We start from the raw sequence: 17261 nt of genomic DNA, 5'->3' as shown, positions 1-17261 counted from the left end.
AGAACTCCGCAACGCAACCGCATCCGCAGCAGAGCCAGACGGGTTCCCAATAATGTCCTGGGACACGGGCAAGCAACCAGCACGATCACTCAGGCCCGCGATCGTGTCGCTTGCCAGGGTGATGGGACCACCTCGTTGCCACGAACATGGGACCACCCGAATGTGTCATCGGGCATCGACCTGGCCTTCTGAGCTGTCAATCGGGACACGGCCGGATCGGGTGCGTAGACGGTAGGACGGGCCCTCGACGACGAGGTGGTCGGTGCACGGCCCCCACTCTGGCGCAGCACCGACCGCCTGGTCGAGACCCTCACTGCCGACATACACTGCCGCAGCGAGGTTTCGAAGAAATTCCGAGGTTGTTCAGACCTTCGCGTGGGTCTTCAGGGCGACGAGGATGTCCTGCACACGCTCTTTGGCGTCACCGAACAGCATCTGGGTGTTGTCCCGGAAGAATAGGGGGTTCTGCACGCCCGCGTATCCGGTGGCCATGGATCGCTTGAACACCACGACGTCGGCGGACTCCCAGACCCGCAGCACCGGCATTCCAGCGATGGGGCTGGCAGGGTCCTCGGCGGCGGCCGGATTCACCGTGTCGTTGGCCCCAATGACAAGGACGACGTCCGTGTCGGCGAGATCGTCATTGACTTCGTCCATCTCCAAGACAATGTCGTAGGGCACTTGTGCCTCGGCGAGCAGCACGTTCATGTGGCCGGGCAACCGACCGGCCACCGGGTGTACTCCGAACCGGACCTCGACGCCCTGCTCACTCAGGCGACGAGTTAGCTCCGCGACCGGGTACTGCGCCTGCGCGACGGCCATGCCGTAGCCGGGAGTGATGACAACCGATTTGGCGCCCGCCAGCAACTCGGCGACCCCGTCGGCGTTGATCTCCCGGTGCTCACCGGTGACACTCGCCCCGCCGGAGGAGGTGGGTGCTCCGAAGCCGCCGGCGATGACCGAGAGGAACGACCGGTTCATCGCCTTGCACATCACGTAGGACAGGTACGCGCCCGAGGACCCGACGAGTGCGCCGGTGATGATCAGCAGGTCGTTGGCCAACAGGAAACCGGATGCCGCTGCGGCCCAGCCGGAGTAGCTGTTGAGCATCGACACGACCACGGGCATGTCGCCGCCGCCGATCGAGGCGACCAGGTGGATTCCCAGGAGCATCGCCAGGATCGTCACTGCGGCGAGCAGCCACAGGGTAGGGCCATTCACGAAGATCACCGTGAGCACGACGAACGCGGTCAGCGCAGCGAGGTTGATCAGATTCTTCCCCGGCAGCTGCAGCGGCGTCGACGGGATCCGTGCCGACAACTTCAGGTAGGCGACGATCGAGCCGGTGAACGTCACGGCGCCGATGAACACCCCGATCACCACCTCGGCGTGGTGGATCCCCAGCAGGGAACCGGCCAGTTCGGTGTGGCCGCTCTCGACTTCGAGGAAGCCGTTCCAGCCCACTAACACCGCGGCAAGGCCGACGAAGCTGTGCATCAGCGCGATGAGCTCCGGCATGCCGGTCATCTCGACGACCCGGGCCCGCCAGAGCCCGATTCCGCTGCCGACCACCAATGCGATCAGGAGCAGGGCGATTCCGAGACCGGACGCCGAGTCGAGTGCGGTGAGCACGGTGGCGACCAGCGCGGTCATCATTCCGACCACACCGACTACCACGCCTGAGCGGGAGGTTTCGTGCTTGGACAGCCCCGCGAGACTGACCACGAATAGCAGGGCGGCGATGAGATAGGCCGCCGCAGTCCACGTCGAAACGCTCATACCTATTCTCAGCTCCTCGAGAACATCGACAGCATGCGGCGGGTCACCGCGAAGCCACCGACGATGTTGATGGCGGCCAGCAACACGGCAAACGCGGCCAGCCCGGTGACCAGTTCCCCGCCGGCATTCGCGCCGCCGGTGCCGATCTGCACGATGGCACCGACCACGATGATTCCGGAGATGGCGTTGGTGACCGACATCAATGGCGTGTGCAGGGCGTGGTGGACGTTGCCGATGACATAGAAGCCGATCACCACCGCCAGCACGAACACCGTCAGGTGTCCGGCCAGTTGAGGAGGCGCGAATGCGGTGGCCAGGAACAACGCGATCGCTCCGAGGATCCCCATTGATGCTCGCGCCCACGGCGACGGGGCCTTCTTCGGCGTTGGTTCGACCTGGGTGTCGGCGGCTTGTGCAGCCGACGTGGGGGCGGCGCTCACCGATACCGGCGGCGGCGGCCAGAGCGTTTCACCCTGGTGGGTGACGGTCAGTCCGCGCTGCACCACGTCCTCGAAGTCGAGCACGATGTGCCCGTCCTTGCCCGGGGTGAGCAGCTTCAGGAGGTTGACCACGTTCGTGCCGTACAGCTGTGAGGCCTGGGTGGGTAGTCGGCCGGGTAGGTCGGTGTAGCCGATGATCGTGACCCCGTTGTCGGTCACGACGATTTCACCGGCGACCGTGCCCGCCACGTTGCCACCCTGCGCGGCCGCCATGTCGACGATCACGCTGCCGGGTCTCATGGAGGCGACTTGCTGGGCGTCGAGTAGCCTCGGGGCCGGACGGCCCGGGATCAGGGCGGTTGTGACCACGATGTCGACGTCTGCGGCCTGCTCAGAGTAGATTTCCGATGCGCGTCTATCGTATTCGTGCGACGTCGCCTTCGCGTAGCCGTCGGCGCTCTTCTCCTGAGCGACCTCGACAGCCAGATATTCGCCGCCCAGCGACTTGACCTGATCGGCGACCTCGGGCCGCGGGTCGGTGGCTCGCACCACGGCGCCGAGGCTGTTCGCGGTCGCGATCGCGGCCAGCCCGGCCACGCCGGCACCGGCAACGAGCACCTTCGCGGGCGGGACCTTGCCCGCCGCGGTGACCTGACCGGTGAAGAATCGGCCGAAGGCGTGTGCAGCCTCGACCACGGCGCGGTAGCCGGCGATGTTCGCCATCGAGCTGAGCACGTCCATCGACTGCGCCCGCGAGATGCGCGGTACCGCGTCCATCGCCAGTGCGGTGACTCCCCGCTCGGCCAACGCAGCCAGGCGTTCAGGATCGAGCGCCGGGGCGAGCATCGCGATCAGGACACTGCCGGCACGCAGTGCGGTGATCTCGTCGGGCTGCGGGGCGTTGATCATCACCACTACGTCCGCGTCCCACACAGGACTTGCCGAGATCTCGGCACCAGCGTCGAGGTAGGCGGTGTCGTCGAATCCGGCTCGCTCCCCCGCCCCGGACTCCACGGTCACCGTATAGCCGAGGCTTACGATCTTGCGCACCGCCTCCGGAGTGAGCGCGACCCGCGTCTCGGCCTTGACGGTTTCCGCGACCAGCCCGATTCGCATCGGTGATGGGGCGGGAGTTGGCGCCGGGAAGGTGGGCGCTGGTGGACTTTCACTCATTCGTACTCCTTGATCAGCGGCGTGCATGCTTGGCACAGGATGAGGCGTGCAGTTTGATCTGGGCACTAACCGTTGGTCTGCAGCCCATGCTGGGGAACTCTGGTTCTTGCTTGCATGAAGGGTGATTCAGGTCGCGTACACCGTTGGTGATTTCCCTGGAGGACCCCGCAGAATCGTCAGGCAGGCGAAGTCACCAGCTTTCCGGCGGCACGGCATCGCTGCGGTCCTCAGGCCAGGGCTCGCAGATACGAATCACGGTCGATAAACGCCCGACCGGACGGAGGCGTAGGTGTAGCCTCCGTCCGGGATGTTCGCAATTCGCCGTACCGAATATTGTCGGGCACCGCCGAGCGCATTTTGTTCTTCGGAAGCGCTGTCTCGTCGTCGACCAAGACGCCCTTACAACAGTCCGCGCTCACCAACCGCCACCATTCCATCGCAAAGCCGGTTCGCAGACCGCGCACGGGACACAGCCCGCCCGACCACTCCGTCGAAGGCGCCGGCTATCGACCAGTCTCCCGCGTGTACACGACGAAACGTTTGACCAAACCGTCGCCGTCGAGCGTCGCGTGGTCGATGGCACTCAAAAAGTACTCGGTCTCGTCGTTGATCTGCGCATCCAACTCGTAGACGCACATGTCGCCCTGCTCGACGAAGCTGGCGAGTCGGAGTCTGGACTTGATGGAGGGCAGGAAATTCTCGTAAAACGAGCTAATTTGTTCCCGTCCTCGCAGCTCGCGCCCCTTCGGAGCGAGAAAGACTGCATCTTCTGCGAACAAGGATGCAAGCCGGTTGTATTGGCCGGCATTGGTGAACTCCACGTATCGTTCGGCGAACGCGCGGGTAGGAGTCGTCATGTTCAGTAAATCCTTCCAGTGTGATTCTATATCGGTTGGTTCTGATTGGGCCATCTTCCAAGCCTCGGGCTCCATTCCTCGCGCCGGTGCGTAAGTATCCGCCGGCGAAGCCGGGATAAGACCAGCAACTTCAAGATAAAGACCCTCACCGATTCGGTCAGCAGAAGTTACGTCCAGAAAATATGGTGCGGCCCTAATTGAGCGACTTGCCGCCCCCAGCAACAATTGAAAACGCATCGACATCTTGCTGTTTCGACGCACGTCGTTGCGCTGCGATGTGGCGAGCCCGCAGCATGGACACCACGGCCAGAATTCCGGCCCACAGGCCGACAAGGAACGACCCAAGTACGAACAGGCCCGAATTGAGCACCATAGCAAGCCAGAAAGGAGCGACAGCATTTGATACTCGGGTCGTCGAGTGGGCGAAGCCCATTCCACTCGCTCGCACAGAGGTCGGGAACTCCTCGCCGGCTGTCACGTTGGTCAGTGGCGAGTAGCCACCACTCACCGCCATCACCACGAATGCAGAAGCGATTACGACAGACGTCGCATCTGATGCAAAGAAGACGACGATACTGATGCAGGCCAGCGCGGCCATTGCAAACATCATCGTCCACCGCGAAACAAAACGACTGGACAGGTACACAATTGCGCAACCCAGTGGCGCTCCGTACAACGACGCGGCGGTGACTGTGAGCGCCAATGAGGAGTCGAATCCCCGAGCATCAAGAATCGTGGGAAGCCACATGGAGAACGACTGCCCCGCGGTCGAATAGAGCATCAACATCACCGACACCAGAACAAGGGAGACGAGTAGGGGTCCGCGTGTCAGTCGAACTGGTTCCCCACCAGCTATATCTACGGTATCAGGTTCTGCACTCACCGATTCCGTGGCAGTCGAACCTGCCGCGTCCGAGGTGAAAACTTCTTCGCGGGTAGCGAGTGCCGGCGATTGCGTTGAGGAAACGGCCGAGTTTCGTTCCAGCGAGGTCATTGCCGCTTCTGCATCGTCCAGGCGCCCACGCGTAACCAACCACAGCGGGGATTCGGGGAGCAGTCGCAACGGAATGTACAAGAGGATCGCCAAGGCGCTGATACAAAACACGAGACGCCAGCCCTCGGGCCCGACTGGAATGATGAGTCGAGCCAACGTTGCGAAAACGGCCGAGCCTCCTACACCAATGCCTGCCACAATCGCTGTGCGCGCAGTCCTTCGAGACGGTGGGCTCATCTCAACGAGATAGATCAACGCGACAACGAATAGTGATCCGATTCCGATCCCCGCAAGGAAGCGAAGAATGACCAGTTCAACCGGCGTTTGGATGACAGATTGCGCCAGAGTGAAGAGCGTCGTGATAGCCAATGCCAAACGAAAGAATCGAATTCGACCATATCTGTCCGACAAATAGCCACCGATAGAAGCGCCAAGGAAGGACCCGATAAAGGTCGCGGACATCGTGAGAGCGAACATGGTAGTGGTCAGCCCAATAGCATCCCGCAACGTCGGAGCGACGAGCCCAAGCGAGGCACCGTCACCAATATCAAAGAATACGGCTAGGGCAGCGACCACAACCACCATCCTCGATCTACCGCGGGCCGGTAGATTTTCAAGACGGGCGGCGATGTTTTCGTGAACCCGGGTACGCTGTGATGAGTGCACCGGCTCTCCGTCTGAGTGCTTCATTCGTTCGCTCCTGTTCTGGACATCAGCAGTCGTCTGTGACGATCCGCAACGGAGGTGAAAAGATTTTTCGCCACGCGCATGCGGGCCTGTGATGTGAGTCTGAAATTTGAACTTGAAAAACGCTGACAACTATCCGAAAAATGGATCCAACTCACGAGCGCCTCCACACTGGCCGTTTAGGGATGACCCCGGATCAAAACGTGAGCCGGAGATCAGACCTTCGCCTTCGTAATGTCGGACTCGCCCGGGTAACCGCCGCCCCCAAAGGCGGTATCGAGCGCGTCGTAGTCGATGGCACCGCCGACCGTCGGGATCGAGTCGACAAACTCCACAAACTTGGGTTTCTTGTAGGAGGCTATGCGTGTCCTGCAGTACTCCCGCAGCTCGCCTTCAGAAACCGACTCACCGTTTTTCAAGACGACGATTGCCTTGACGGATTGAATGAAGACAGGGTCAGGTACGCCAATGATTGCGGCTGTCTTCACGGCGGGATGGGTTTTCAGACAGCCCTCGACCTCCGGTGGGTAAATGTTCTCGGCCGCGGACTTGATTACCCGGATCAGGGTGCCGAGAAAGGACACGGATCCGTCGAGCTCCCGTCGGCCGGCATCTGTCGTTCGCCACCATCCACCGTCGAGGAACCGCGCAGCATTCGTCTCCGAGCGGTTCCAGTACCCGCTGTGGACGGTGTCCCCACGAATCGCGATCTCCCCCATCTCGCCGTCCGGTACCGCCGCCCCTGCAGGGTCCACAATTTTCACTTGTGTCCCCGGGAAGGGTCTACCCGCGTTGCCGAGGCAATCCGGTCCGATTGCTTTCAGGAGGGCCAAGCCGGTCAGCTCTGTCTGTCCGTAGCCGCCGGGGCGCTGTCCCCATGGTGATGTGTCGGCAGGCAGGTCGTCGCCCCACATCGATCCGAACGCACCGGCTCTCAGCGTGGAGATGTCGAGTCGGGCCTCCCTGTTGAGCTGCTTGATCTCCGCAATGGTGGGGGGCATGAGGAAGGCGGAGGTCACTTTCTCATCGGCGATGATTTGCAGGACGTTGGCGGCATCGACACGGGGTGTGTAGACGTTGGTCCCGCCCCGCACGTATACCGGCAGAGATTCGAGTTGGAAGTTGGCGGTATGGAACAGCGGACCCGAGTTCAGGAATATCGAATCGTGAGCAGCGCCCGTAATATCACCGGTCATCAGTGCCATGGAGATGAGGTTGCGATGGCTCAGCATCGAACCGCGCGGGCGCTCAGTGGTTGCGGCGGTGTAGATCACCAGCAGTGCATCGTCGGGGCTAACATCTGCATTCGGAGCTGAAATTGGCGGCGCTGCAGCGACTCTCGCCTCATAGCCATCCGGCCCGGTGCCGTCGTGTTGAATCCAGGTCGCGTCGAACTGCGCGGCCTGCCGGGCGGCCTTTACTGCCTCGCCGATCTCTTCCTCTTGCCAGAAGACAACTGACGGCTCGAGATCGTTGATGACGAACGCCATCTCTTCAGCCGGCTGACGCCAGTTCACGGGGCAGATCATTGCTCCCAGCCGCCCGGCAGCGGTCAACAACTCGAGGAAACGGAACGACCCCTGCGCCAACCAGAGAATGCGGTCGCCGTGCGAGACACCCGACTGCGCCAGCACGTGTGCCACACGATCGACCCGTAGATCGAACTGCTGCCAAGTGAATCTGGTGGCCCCGTCGACAACCGCCTCGGTCGCGGGGTAGCTGTGACTGTTCTCCCGGCAGATGTCGGAGATCGTCGGTTGATAGACCATGTCACGCTCCTATGGGTTCGACGGGCGTGAACATCGGAAGCGATGTGCCCTCGACGTCGTGGAAGACAACTCGCACCCGCGTGCCAATACTGATGGCTTCTGGTGGGCACCCGACAATATTGGTGAGGTACGTCCAGCCTTCGTCGCCTGTGACGACGCCAAGGACATATGGCGTCTCGAAGTCGGCGGAAAGGGGCCTGTGCACCACAGTGAATGTGGTGACCGTCCCAGTACCACGGCATTCGACGTAGGACCAGTCCGTGGAGCCCGTTCCGGGTACACATCGTTCGGGCGGGAAGAAGTACCGACCGGTTCTGTTGCATCGTGGAGTCACGAAGCGGTGGTTTCGCGCGGCCTCCCAGAACTCGGACGACCAAGCGGAAGGAACTGCAGCAAGGCTTCTCAACGCGGTCCCTTTCCAAAGATGGCGAGCTCGTAGTGACCGGCAGCTGAACCAGCGTTCGCGGCCAGTGCGGTCTCGACGCCCTGAATTTGATGCACCGCGGTACCCCTGATCTGCCGGACACACTCGACCACTTTCAGCGTCATCTGTTGAGTGCCATTCCAAGCATACGAGAGGCATCCTCCGTCTGGATTTAGCGGACGAGGACCGCCGATTCCGATCGACTCGGAGGTTACGTAGCGGCCTCCCTCGCCCTCAGGGCAGTACCCCAGCACCTCGAGCTGCCGAATGACCTCAAACGAATTCGGGTCGTAGAGACTCAGGACGTCTACGTCATCACGGCTCCGGTCGGCGATGGCGAAGGCACGCTCGGCGGCGGCGGCGCCTAGCCTGCCTACCGCACTGTAGGAGGGAGGCGTGAAATACGGTCCCCCGATGGCTTCCATGGATCCACCAAGTACAGACACCGGTATGTGTGGAAGATCCCGCGCACGTGCCATCGATGTCAGCACGACTGCGGCACCTCCTTCGCCGGAGAGGCACACGTCGAGCCGGTGCAAGGGCGAAGCCACCATGGGCGAGGCCAGAACATCGTCAACGGTGTACGGTCCCCGTCCGAACATGATCGCCTCCGGGTTGGTGTGACCATTGTTTCGGATTGTCGCGGACACACTGGCGAGCTGCTCGGGCGTGGTTCCAAAACGATGCATGTGCTCGGCCGCAACCAGGGCGAAGAGAGGGACGACGTAGGCCCCCCAGACGTCGGTGAACTCCCCCGGCTCGACTCCTGCGCTGACGGTTGCGCCCGGCCCGAACATCCCCGCCATGCCTCCGCCGACCACCGCGACGTCACACAGGCCGGCGTTGATCGCTGCGGCCGCCTTGAGGACACCCCGCACGCCGGACGTGTCGAGCAGCGAATCGGCAATCCACCGAACGGAGCCACCGAGGGCGCGAGCCCACAAAGAGCCCTCCCCCGGACGACCGCCCGCACCCGGCCATTCCGCGGCGACTCCGTCGACGTCTGATGGCTTCAGGCCCGCGTCCGCGATCGCTCCAAAGACAGCTTCTTGTGCAAGTTCCAGCGACGTGCGGTGCGGGAGTGCTCGAGACTGCTCAGTGGCATAGATACCCACCAAGGCGACGTCTTGTAGCGGCATCAATGTTCCTCCAGATCTCGGCGAAGGTGATGACTGACCTTCACCAACTGGCCCAACCGGCGTTCCAAGCCAGTCGAACCGCATATAGATAGATACTTTATCTGATAGCAGTGTGCACCACGTCACGTTACAGTGTAAAGTAGCAACCGCGTTTTTGCAGCTCAGCCAGCCGGAGACCCAAAGGGCTTCGCCCGCGGGCCGGACCCACCCGTAGCCCACAGCCGATGTCGTTCAAGCTGCCGGGAGCCTCGTGACCGCAGCAGTACCTCCCACCAGCCGAGCCGAGTACAGCCGCGCCGAGTGCCGTATCCGGCAAGGGCACAGTGGGTACGGCAACGTTCTAGGACATGAGGACATCGCGCCTGGCTTCGTCTCCCTGCGTCGAAATCATCGCGGTCCTGGGATCAGGAAGGCCTCGGTTCACACATGTCAGCCCATCAGGTGCTGGCGGCATTCACTCGATTGCCGCCTCGCACCGGAAGGGTGCGAGGCGTTTAAGGAGGATCCTTCTGCGCGGCCAGTCTCCGCTTTCAGCTGGGCTTACCAGCGCGGGCTCGGATTCCGTCAATCAAGGTATCGATACCGAAACTGAAGTAGTCGGCACCCCGCAAGTCGTCGAGGTACGGCATGATCTGCGCCAAGGCCGACGGTACCCCCACCTGGTCTTCGGGTTGGGGCACGGCGTCCAACGCCACCTGGTAACGCCCGAACAGATAGGTGTGGATCATCGCGTACGTCAGAACGACTTGCCTCTTTTCCAACCCCGCCTCCAGCAGGATCGCCATCAGCGCGTCGACCAACCTCCAGTCGGAGTACAACATGCGCTGGAGTAGAAGGCTGGCGATCCCAGGATGTCGGCGCAGCTGCGCATCGCTCCTCTCGATCAGCAGCCGGAGCCGGGTGTCCCACGGCCCATCGTCCGCAGTAGGGATGCGAACCTCCGCGAGGGTTCGCCGAGCGACGAGGTCGAGAAGCTCCTGCTTGTCGGCGACATGAGAGTAAGCAGCCATTTGGGAGCGTCCGAGCTCACGAGACAGACGCCGCATCGAGAGCGCATCGAGCCCGTCCGCTCGAATGATCGTCAGGGCTGCATCGACGATCTGATCCTCGGTCAACGACGGCGGGCGTCCTTTACCGCGCCGAACAGCGTCCGTCGTAGCGCGCGAGGAAGATGAACGCTCGTTCGAATTCACAGCGATAGTGTACTCATCGTCCCGCACGCACCCCGGAGACGACGAGTACAGGCCCGTGCCGCCATCACCACACGCATTAGATTCCGAGGCGTTCAAGGAGCCTCTCGTGCGCCGCAATCGGGCCCCCGAGAAGCAGGTCTGTCGTCTGAACGCGCAGACCGATTGCTTGGGCGACCGCTGGTTCGAACTCGCTCGAGCCGGCCGTCTGAAGCCGCCGGAACACACGACGAGCCGCCGAGGAACACCCGATGTGCGCCATCGCGGAAGCAACTGAACTCTCGCCGCTCCTGTTGTCTCCCTGGAGCTTAATCGCTCGGAGCAACAGAGCAGTTGCACTCCATCGCAGAACTTCCATCGCAGCAATCTCGCGGGTGTACCGACGCCACGCTTCGCTGTCACCACACGACGGAGGCAATTGCGACAACGTCTTCAGGCCACGATCCACCAGGCCCACCTGCTCGGCAGCGAGGGCGGTCGTCGCCCGGTCCACGATACTGTTCATGATCTGTCCGACAGCACCTTCCCGGCCGATCATCACCGCGGGCGTATCGTCGAATCCGACCCGGGCCAGAGGCCGATCAGCATCAAGTGTCGGGAGCGAATTGACACTCACTCCCGGGGCTGAGGCTTCGACGAGGTACAGGGACGGACCACCAACCGTGCGTGCGATCGTGAGAATCGTGTCCGACCCCAGGGCACTGGGGACAAACCATTTCTCACCGGAGACCCTCCAGGAGTCGCCATCTGGAGACGCAACGGCGCGAACGAGTGCCGGGTCCCACGACCCGGACTCCTCAGCCACAGCCAGAGTTGCCTTCCGGAGATCGGCACAATCGCCGTTGGATGCGGACGCCAAGGAGTACGCCTGGGCGGCAAGCCCTGCCGAAGCGAAGTAGTCGGTCGCCGACAGTGTGAAGCCGGCCGAGTATGCGACCTGCGCGAGCCCCCTCGCAGACGAGGAATTCTCAGCCCAGGCAGTTTCGGGCAGGATGGTCGACAGGGACTCGTTGCGCTCGATCACATGACCTGTGACTTCGACAGAGATCGCGTTCAGCGCCTGCTCTGCCTGATAGACCAGTCCACCCGTCGCCGACACCAGCGGCAAGAACGGACCACGAAAGGGGTTCCCGGCATCTGCAAGCAGGCGAGGACCGAGGATTTCGGCGATGAACTCGCCGGCGGTTGCCAGTACACCGCACTCTGCGGCCTCGATCACAGGGGCCGGGCCGTCGACGATTCCGGTGCGTAGTTCGCGCACCGCAGCGAGACCGACCAGGATTTTGCTGAGCTGTCGCCGCACAGCGCGATCGTCCCAGGTCCAGGTGGAGCGCATCAGCGCTGACAATGTCTCGACATCGAGTCGATCGAGGTAGTCGGCGCGCTGTTCAGATGTCATCACCGCGGTGGCGGTCGTGTGCGTCATCAGCTCTCCAGGAGTCTCGGACGGTACCTTCACAGAATGAACCCTTTACGTTACGCTGTAAAGTATCTAAGTTCACGCTATACCCGCGGAGGAAACATCCGCCCAAGGAGGGCTCATATGACCGGCGCGACGAACTACTGTTAGGGCAGACGGCGCCGAGTCAGAAATCATGGCTCACTCAGGAGACAGGTTCCGGAGACGCCATGATTGCGGCACAGCCAAATTACGAAGGAGTCATTGTGACAGTAGATCTTAGTGACCTTAAGAATCGGTCGGTCCTTGTGACCGGCGCAACCGGGATGCAGGGCGGGTCCGTTGCTCGTAATCTCAGCCGCGGGGGTGCCTCCGTGTCAGCTCTTGTCCGCGACCCTCGTTCCGAGGCTGCCGTGGAGCTCGAGAAGTCCGGAATACGTCTGATTGAGGGCGACCTCGAGGACAGCTTCTCGCTTCGGGCAGCATGTGCGGGACACGACTCCGTCTTTTCAGTCCAGCTCGCCCCGAGTCCAGTCAACCCAACCTCCGAGCGAGATCAAGCGAACAACCTGATTACGGCTGCGAGAGACTCGAATGTCGCGCACTTTGTACACAGTTCAGTCTCCGGAACGGGCTGGCGAAAGTCTCATCCGGAAGCAACTTCTGGTGGGACAGATGCCTACTGGGACAGTAAGGAGGCCGTCGAGGACGCCGTACGCAGCGCCGGGTTCCCAGTCTGGACCATACTGAAGCCAGCATTCTTCATGGAAAACTTCGTGGCGCCCAAGGTGGCTCACATGTTTCCCTTCCTGAGCCGTGGCGAGATCGTCGTAGCCTGTGGTATTACCACGCCCCTGGCGATGGTCTCGGGTGACGACTTCGGCAAAGCAGTTGCCACTGTTGTCGCCGACCCCGCCCGCTTTGCGAAGGCGGAAATCGAGCTTTCCTCCACCGCACTGAGCTTTGCGGAGATTGCCGACACCTACGGCGATGTTACCGGGGTTCGGACCAAGGCCTGTTCGGCGTCTCCACATGAAATCGAGGAGCGGTTGGGCCACAGGTACTGGTCCGGCATGCAGATTTGGCTCGACGCTGTCGGCTACCCGGCTCGACCTGAACACGCTGCCGCATACGGGATCGATATCGGCACAAGCCTCCGAGATTGGCTTTCTTCACACCAGTGATCGCCCTCGGAAGTCTGTAAACCGCGGGGAACCTACAATATTCCGCCATTACACGCCACCGGGTCGAGTGATTCGCTCCCGGGCGATTATATCTTGACCCACATGCAGAACCTCTTAGGGAGAGACCGTTGCGAAACATCAATTTCAGCGGCCGCGTTGCGATCGTTACCGGCGCCGGCCGAGGATTGGGACGATCCTATGCGGAAATCCTGGCCGCACGCGGTGCGATAGTGGTCGTCAATGACGTGACGAACCCCGGCGAAGTTGCAGACGCCATACGAGGCGCCGGCGGATTATCTATCGCAAGCGACCACGATATCTCGACACCATCGGGAGCCAAAGGCTTGGTCGATTTCACCGAAGAGCAATGCGGAGGCGTCGACATCCTTGTCAATAATGCCGCTATTGGTCGGTATTCCAGCTTTCTGGATGTGGAAATCGAAGAGTACGAGTTGGTGCGCAAAGTCGGACTGGACGGCACATTCTACGTGACGCGAGCGGTGTGGCCAATCATGGCCGCCCGGGAGTATGGGCGAATCGTAATGACCACATCAGGCCACGGCCTGCTGGGCGGGAATAACTCCATCAGTTATTCGGCCACTAAAGGCGGGATATTCGGCATGATGCGTTCGGCTGCACTCGACGGCAAGCCCTTCGGAATCATGGTTAATTCCATTTGCCCAACCGCGTTTACGCCAATGGCCGAGTCTTACGTGAGTGAAGAATGGGCGGAAAAGATGCGAATGGAGTCACCCACCAGCCTGGTGTCCCCTCTCGTTGCCTTGCTGTGCAGTGAGCAGTGCCCCACGACGGGCGCCAATTTCGACGTAGGGTCGGGTCGGGTTGGCATGGTCACTCCTTTCACAAACGTAGGTTATTACGACCGCGACCAGACACCCGAGTCGATTCTTGAACATTGGCCCGAAGTAACTGACACGGCGGCGCAGAACGCGTATCCCAGTTCGCGAGAATCTACCGAAGCAGTAGAAAAGGCTCGAAGGCGAACAGGGGCAGACGCGACTCGCTGATCCGTGAAGTCGACTAATCCTGCTCCGGCAACTTCAGTCGACAGACCTGCCGAACCGCTTCGGCAGGTCATCGCCGTTAGGCGTCCACATCTATCAATCCTGACGCCACCTGAAAATGAAGGGAGCTCGACATGGGAGGTCGACTCGCAGGAAAGTCTGCGATCGTTACTGGTGCCGGTTCTGGTATCGGACGCGCCATCGCGTTGCGATTCGCGGCAGAAGGCGCTGAAGTTCTCGCGGCTGACATTAGCGATGGTGTCAAAGAAACTGCATCGCAGTCGAACGCGATCAATCCCATCTTGTGCGATGTAAGCGACCAGGAACACGTTCAACGGCTGGAAGAGGAGGCCCGAAAGCGATTCGGGGGCCTCGACATCTTGGCGAACAACGCCGGCATCGGCGGCTTGAGCGGAGTGCCGCTTCACGAATACCCGATCGAAGCATTCGATAGAGCGCACGCTGTAAACGTCCGCGGTGCTTTCATGGTGCTTCAGGCGGGAATCCGCCTCATGCTCGATAGCGGCGGTGGAACGGTCGTAAACACCGCATCGACCGCCGGATTTCGAGCCACCCCAGGGTCCTCCGGATACGTCATCTCGAAGGGCGGTGTGGTGATGATGACGAGGCAAGCCGGGTACGAATACGCAGACAAGGGAATCCGCGTGAACGCGATCGCCCCTGGGACCATCCAGACACCCATACTCGACGGCATCTCAGACGAGCTTATGGAAGAGCTTCAATCCCGTTCACCGGAGAAGCGACTGGGTCGGCCGGAGGAAGTCGCATCGCTGGCGCTCTTTCTCGCATCCGATGAATCGACCCACATCATTGGGCAGTGCTATTTGATCGACGGCGGTCGTACTGCTGGCTAGATGTCCAACGTTTTGACGGTAGATGTTTGTCCGGTGAATGTCGGTTCACTAAACCGCCCGGGCCGCGCAATCTGTGGGTCGTCGTCAGCTGAGCGCAGGCCTTACACCGCGGTGTCGTCGCTTGCCTATGAACATGGTGGCGAATCCCAGGCCACGCTTTACGACAGCTCGCGGCACACCAGGCGTTCTACCACCGACAGCACATCGGGACGTTGCAGGACTGCGTACTACTTCTTCGGTACGGATGTCGCCGTGCAAGCGCCCGTTGAGTCGGCAACGAAACAGCATTGGGTGCACGGTCGAGGCCGGCATCGACAATCGGGACCCGACTTCCTGGAGTGACACGTGCTCGCCTTCGCACAGGTCCACGATTTGTGGTTGACGTCCTCGTTCACTGGGTCACCCTGACCTCGAACGCCTTACCATGACGCCGCCGAGGATCCCTGTCGCGACCGAAAGCGCGTGCACTTCCGGTCCCACGCCCATCCGCTAAGTGCACACCGGGGCTCAACCTGTCGGAAGTACCGGGAAGGAGGCGCTTCCTGGTCGCCAACTACCTGGCCCCGCTCCCCCGCTCAACGCGATTTCCCATACCGTCCGGGGATATGGGCGCGCGATCGTTCCTCCTGGGCCGGCACCCGAGGAGAATTGAAGAGATTCTGATCGCCGTAGATGTTCGGGGTCCCGATAGGTTTCACCGGACCGGCGGCCGTCTCGCAGCGGCGTGGCAGCTGACTCAGTCTGCACAACAGTCGATCTCGGGTGCTGCGCGAGGTCTCATTGACCCAATGGGACCGGTTTCCAGCACTCCGAATTACGTTCGGCGGGGGCCGCCCGAACCCGTTATCCGATAGATACTTATGCTTATTGAATCGTTGCTTGCGTCACACTACGCTACGTTTGGGGTTGCCGCTCCGCGTGCGATGGACGAAGCGCGCGACCTTTAAGCACCCACGGACGGAGTTGATCTTGACAGCACAACGTAGCCCACTCATCGAAGGCAGGGTGAGCGCTCGACGGCATGGAAGCGGCGCACTGCTGGAGCCAGCGGTAGAGCTGGCGTCTCGTGCTGCGATTGAATCGAACCAGGAACAGAAGATCCTGGAGTTGGTCCAGTATGCCTGGGATCGTTCAGCCTTCTACCGCGAGTTCTGGGGGGCAAGTGGCATCACGCCGGACGACATCAAATCCGTTCGCGACTTCGTCGAGAAGCTGCCACTGATGACGAAAGACGACATTCGCGCGTTTCGCGCACGCACTGGTGATCCGTTCGGCGGGCTCCTGTGTGTCGATCCTTCTGAACTTACCTCTGTCATCACAACTTCGGGTACGACGGGCGAGCCTGAGCCGGTGGCGGAGATCTGGGACGAGATTCCACCCATCCCTGCTGCGTGCCTCCGTGACCAGTGGGAGTGGGGTTTGCGACCCGGCGATCGTATTATCGTCCCGGCGGGGACATTCAAGAACTACTGGGACACGCTCTACAACGCCATGGGTCTGGTTCCGATCTTTGTGGACACCTGGATCGGGAACGGTGAACGGGTCCTGAACGTGATCAAGCGCCACAACGTGGCGTACATGCTGCTGCCGATGCCTCTGATTCTCGAGTTCGAGGCTCTCGAGGATCGCTACGACCTGCGGGAGATGCTGTCGTCGCTCAAGTACGTGTCCTTCTCCGGTCAGCCACTCGGCGCAGTACTCCGGCGAAAGATCACTGAGGACTGGGGTGTGGAGATAGCCACGTTCACGAGCGCCGGCGATTGTGGTCTGGCGTGGGAAGGCACGGATCAGGACGGGTTCTACCTCTGGGAGGACACGATCCTTCCTGAGGTGATCGACCCTGTGACTCACCATGAGGTCGGGGACGACGAAATTGGTGAACTGGTGACGACTGATTTCGACAATCGAGTCGCGCCATACATCAGATTCCGGTCAGGCGATCTCGTCCGCAGAACCAAGAAGGAATCGTCGCTCGGCCGCCACCATGCTCGGATGTGGGTAATCGGGCGAATGGGCGACCAGACTATGATTGACGGACGAGCCGTCCTTGTCAGCGACATCTGGGCAGCCATCGAGACCCTGAGCGAAACCAGCGACGGGATGTTCCAGATCGTGCAGTACGCATCGAAGATGGATCGACTCGAGCTGCGCGTCGGTTATGCACCGGACCGAACCGCCGATATTGACGACCTGGGTGAGCGGGTTAGATCTCTCCTCGAGCAGAGACTCCGGGTTGGAGTGGACGTCACTTTGTTGACTGTCGACGAGATTCTCAAGTTCAGTTCAAGTGTGGCCAAGTTCCCGAGAGTGGTGAAGCAGTGAGTCG

Annotated in this window: 13 protein-coding genes; 4 read left to right on the top strand and 9 right to left on the bottom strand. The window is 61.3% G+C overall.

The window, feature by feature from the left end; translation table 11 throughout:
- Window positions 1–363: 363 nt before the first annotated feature.
- The 9 genes from pntB to ACH49N_RS25450 form a co-directional block, all read right to left on the bottom strand.
- Entirely contained in the window at window positions 364–1779 is a 1416-nt protein-coding gene (pntB, locus tag ACH49N_RS25490) for a Re/Si-specific NAD(P)(+) transhydrogenase subunit beta (RefSeq protein WP_358275305.1), read from the bottom strand.
- Window positions 1780–1787: 8 nt separating this feature from the next.
- Window positions 1788–3335: a Re/Si-specific NAD(P)(+) transhydrogenase subunit alpha gene (locus ACH49N_RS25485; protein WP_358275417.1), complete on the bottom strand. Its 1548-nt coding sequence runs from the start codon at window positions 3333–3335 to the stop codon at window positions 1788–1790.
- Window positions 3336–3895: 560 nt separating this feature from the next.
- Window positions 3896–4249 carry a nuclear transport factor 2 family protein gene (locus tag ACH49N_RS25480; RefSeq protein WP_159923571.1) on the bottom strand — a complete coding sequence of 118 codons (354 nt, stop codon included), beginning with the start codon at window positions 4247–4249 and terminating at the stop codon, window positions 3896–3898.
- Between the two features lie 193 nt (window positions 4250–4442).
- Window positions 4443–5933: an MFS transporter gene (locus tag ACH49N_RS25475; protein WP_358275306.1), complete on the bottom strand. Its 1491-nt coding sequence runs from the start codon at window positions 5931–5933 to the stop codon at window positions 4443–4445.
- 212 nt (window positions 5934–6145) lie between these two features.
- The gene (locus ACH49N_RS25470) at window positions 6146–7699 is read right to left on the bottom strand and encodes an AMP-binding protein (protein WP_358275308.1); all 1554 of its coding nucleotides are present in this window, start codon (window positions 7697–7699) and stop codon (window positions 6146–6148) included.
- A 1-nt stretch (window position 7700) separates the two neighbouring features.
- The gene (locus tag ACH49N_RS25465; RefSeq protein WP_358275310.1) at window positions 7701–8105 is read right to left on the bottom strand and encodes an OB-fold domain-containing protein; all 405 of its coding nucleotides are present in this window, start codon (window positions 8103–8105) and stop codon (window positions 7701–7703) included.
- On the bottom strand, window positions 8102–9262 hold the full coding sequence (locus ACH49N_RS25460) for a thiolase family protein (protein ID WP_358275312.1): 1161 nt from the start codon (window positions 9260–9262) through the stop codon (window positions 8102–8104). Before ACH49N_RS25460 ends, ACH49N_RS25465 begins: the two co-directional genes overlap by 4 nt.
- A gap of 530 nt (window positions 9263–9792) precedes the next feature.
- Window positions 9793–10377: a TetR/AcrR family transcriptional regulator C-terminal domain-containing protein gene (locus ACH49N_RS25455; RefSeq protein ID WP_358275313.1), complete on the bottom strand. Its 585-nt coding sequence runs from the start codon at window positions 10375–10377 to the stop codon at window positions 9793–9795.
- Window positions 10378–10531: 154 nt separating this feature from the next.
- Window positions 10532–11878, bottom strand: a complete 1347-nt coding sequence (locus ACH49N_RS25450) for an acyl-CoA dehydrogenase family protein (protein ID WP_358275315.1) — start codon at window positions 11876–11878, stop codon at window positions 10532–10534.
- Here ACH49N_RS25450 and ACH49N_RS25445 point away from each other — a divergent pair.
- The 4 genes from ACH49N_RS25445 to ACH49N_RS25430 all read left to right on the top strand — a co-directional run bounded on the left by ACH49N_RS25445 (window position 11800) and on the right by ACH49N_RS25430 (window position 17257).
- Entirely contained in the window at window positions 11800–13035 is a 1236-nt protein-coding gene (locus ACH49N_RS25445) for an NmrA/HSCARG family protein (protein WP_397504786.1), read from the top strand. The genes ACH49N_RS25450 and ACH49N_RS25445 overlap by 79 nt on opposite strands.
- 128 nt (window positions 13036–13163) lie before the next feature.
- Entirely contained in the window at window positions 13164–14063 is a 900-nt protein-coding gene (locus ACH49N_RS25440) for an SDR family NAD(P)-dependent oxidoreductase (RefSeq protein ID WP_358275316.1), read from the top strand.
- A 131-nt stretch (window positions 14064–14194) separates the two neighbouring features.
- A complete protein-coding gene (locus ACH49N_RS25435; protein ID WP_358275318.1) occupies window positions 14195–14935 on the top strand; it encodes an SDR family oxidoreductase in 741 nt (246 codons plus the stop codon).
- A 762-nt stretch (window positions 14936–15697) separates the two neighbouring features.
- The gene (locus tag ACH49N_RS25430) at window positions 15698–17257 is read left to right on the top strand and encodes a phenylacetate--CoA ligase family protein (RefSeq protein WP_358275319.1); all 1560 of its coding nucleotides are present in this window, start codon (window positions 15698–15700) and stop codon (window positions 17255–17257) included.
- Window positions 17258–17261 lie beyond the last annotated feature (4 nt).

The organism is Rhodococcus sp. NPDC019647 (assembly GCF_044389235.1).
Taxonomy (GTDB): domain Bacteria; phylum Actinomycetota; class Actinomycetes; order Mycobacteriales; family Mycobacteriaceae; genus Rhodococcus_F; species Rhodococcus_F oxybenzonivorans.
This window is presented reverse-complemented; position numbering and strand designations above follow the sequence as displayed.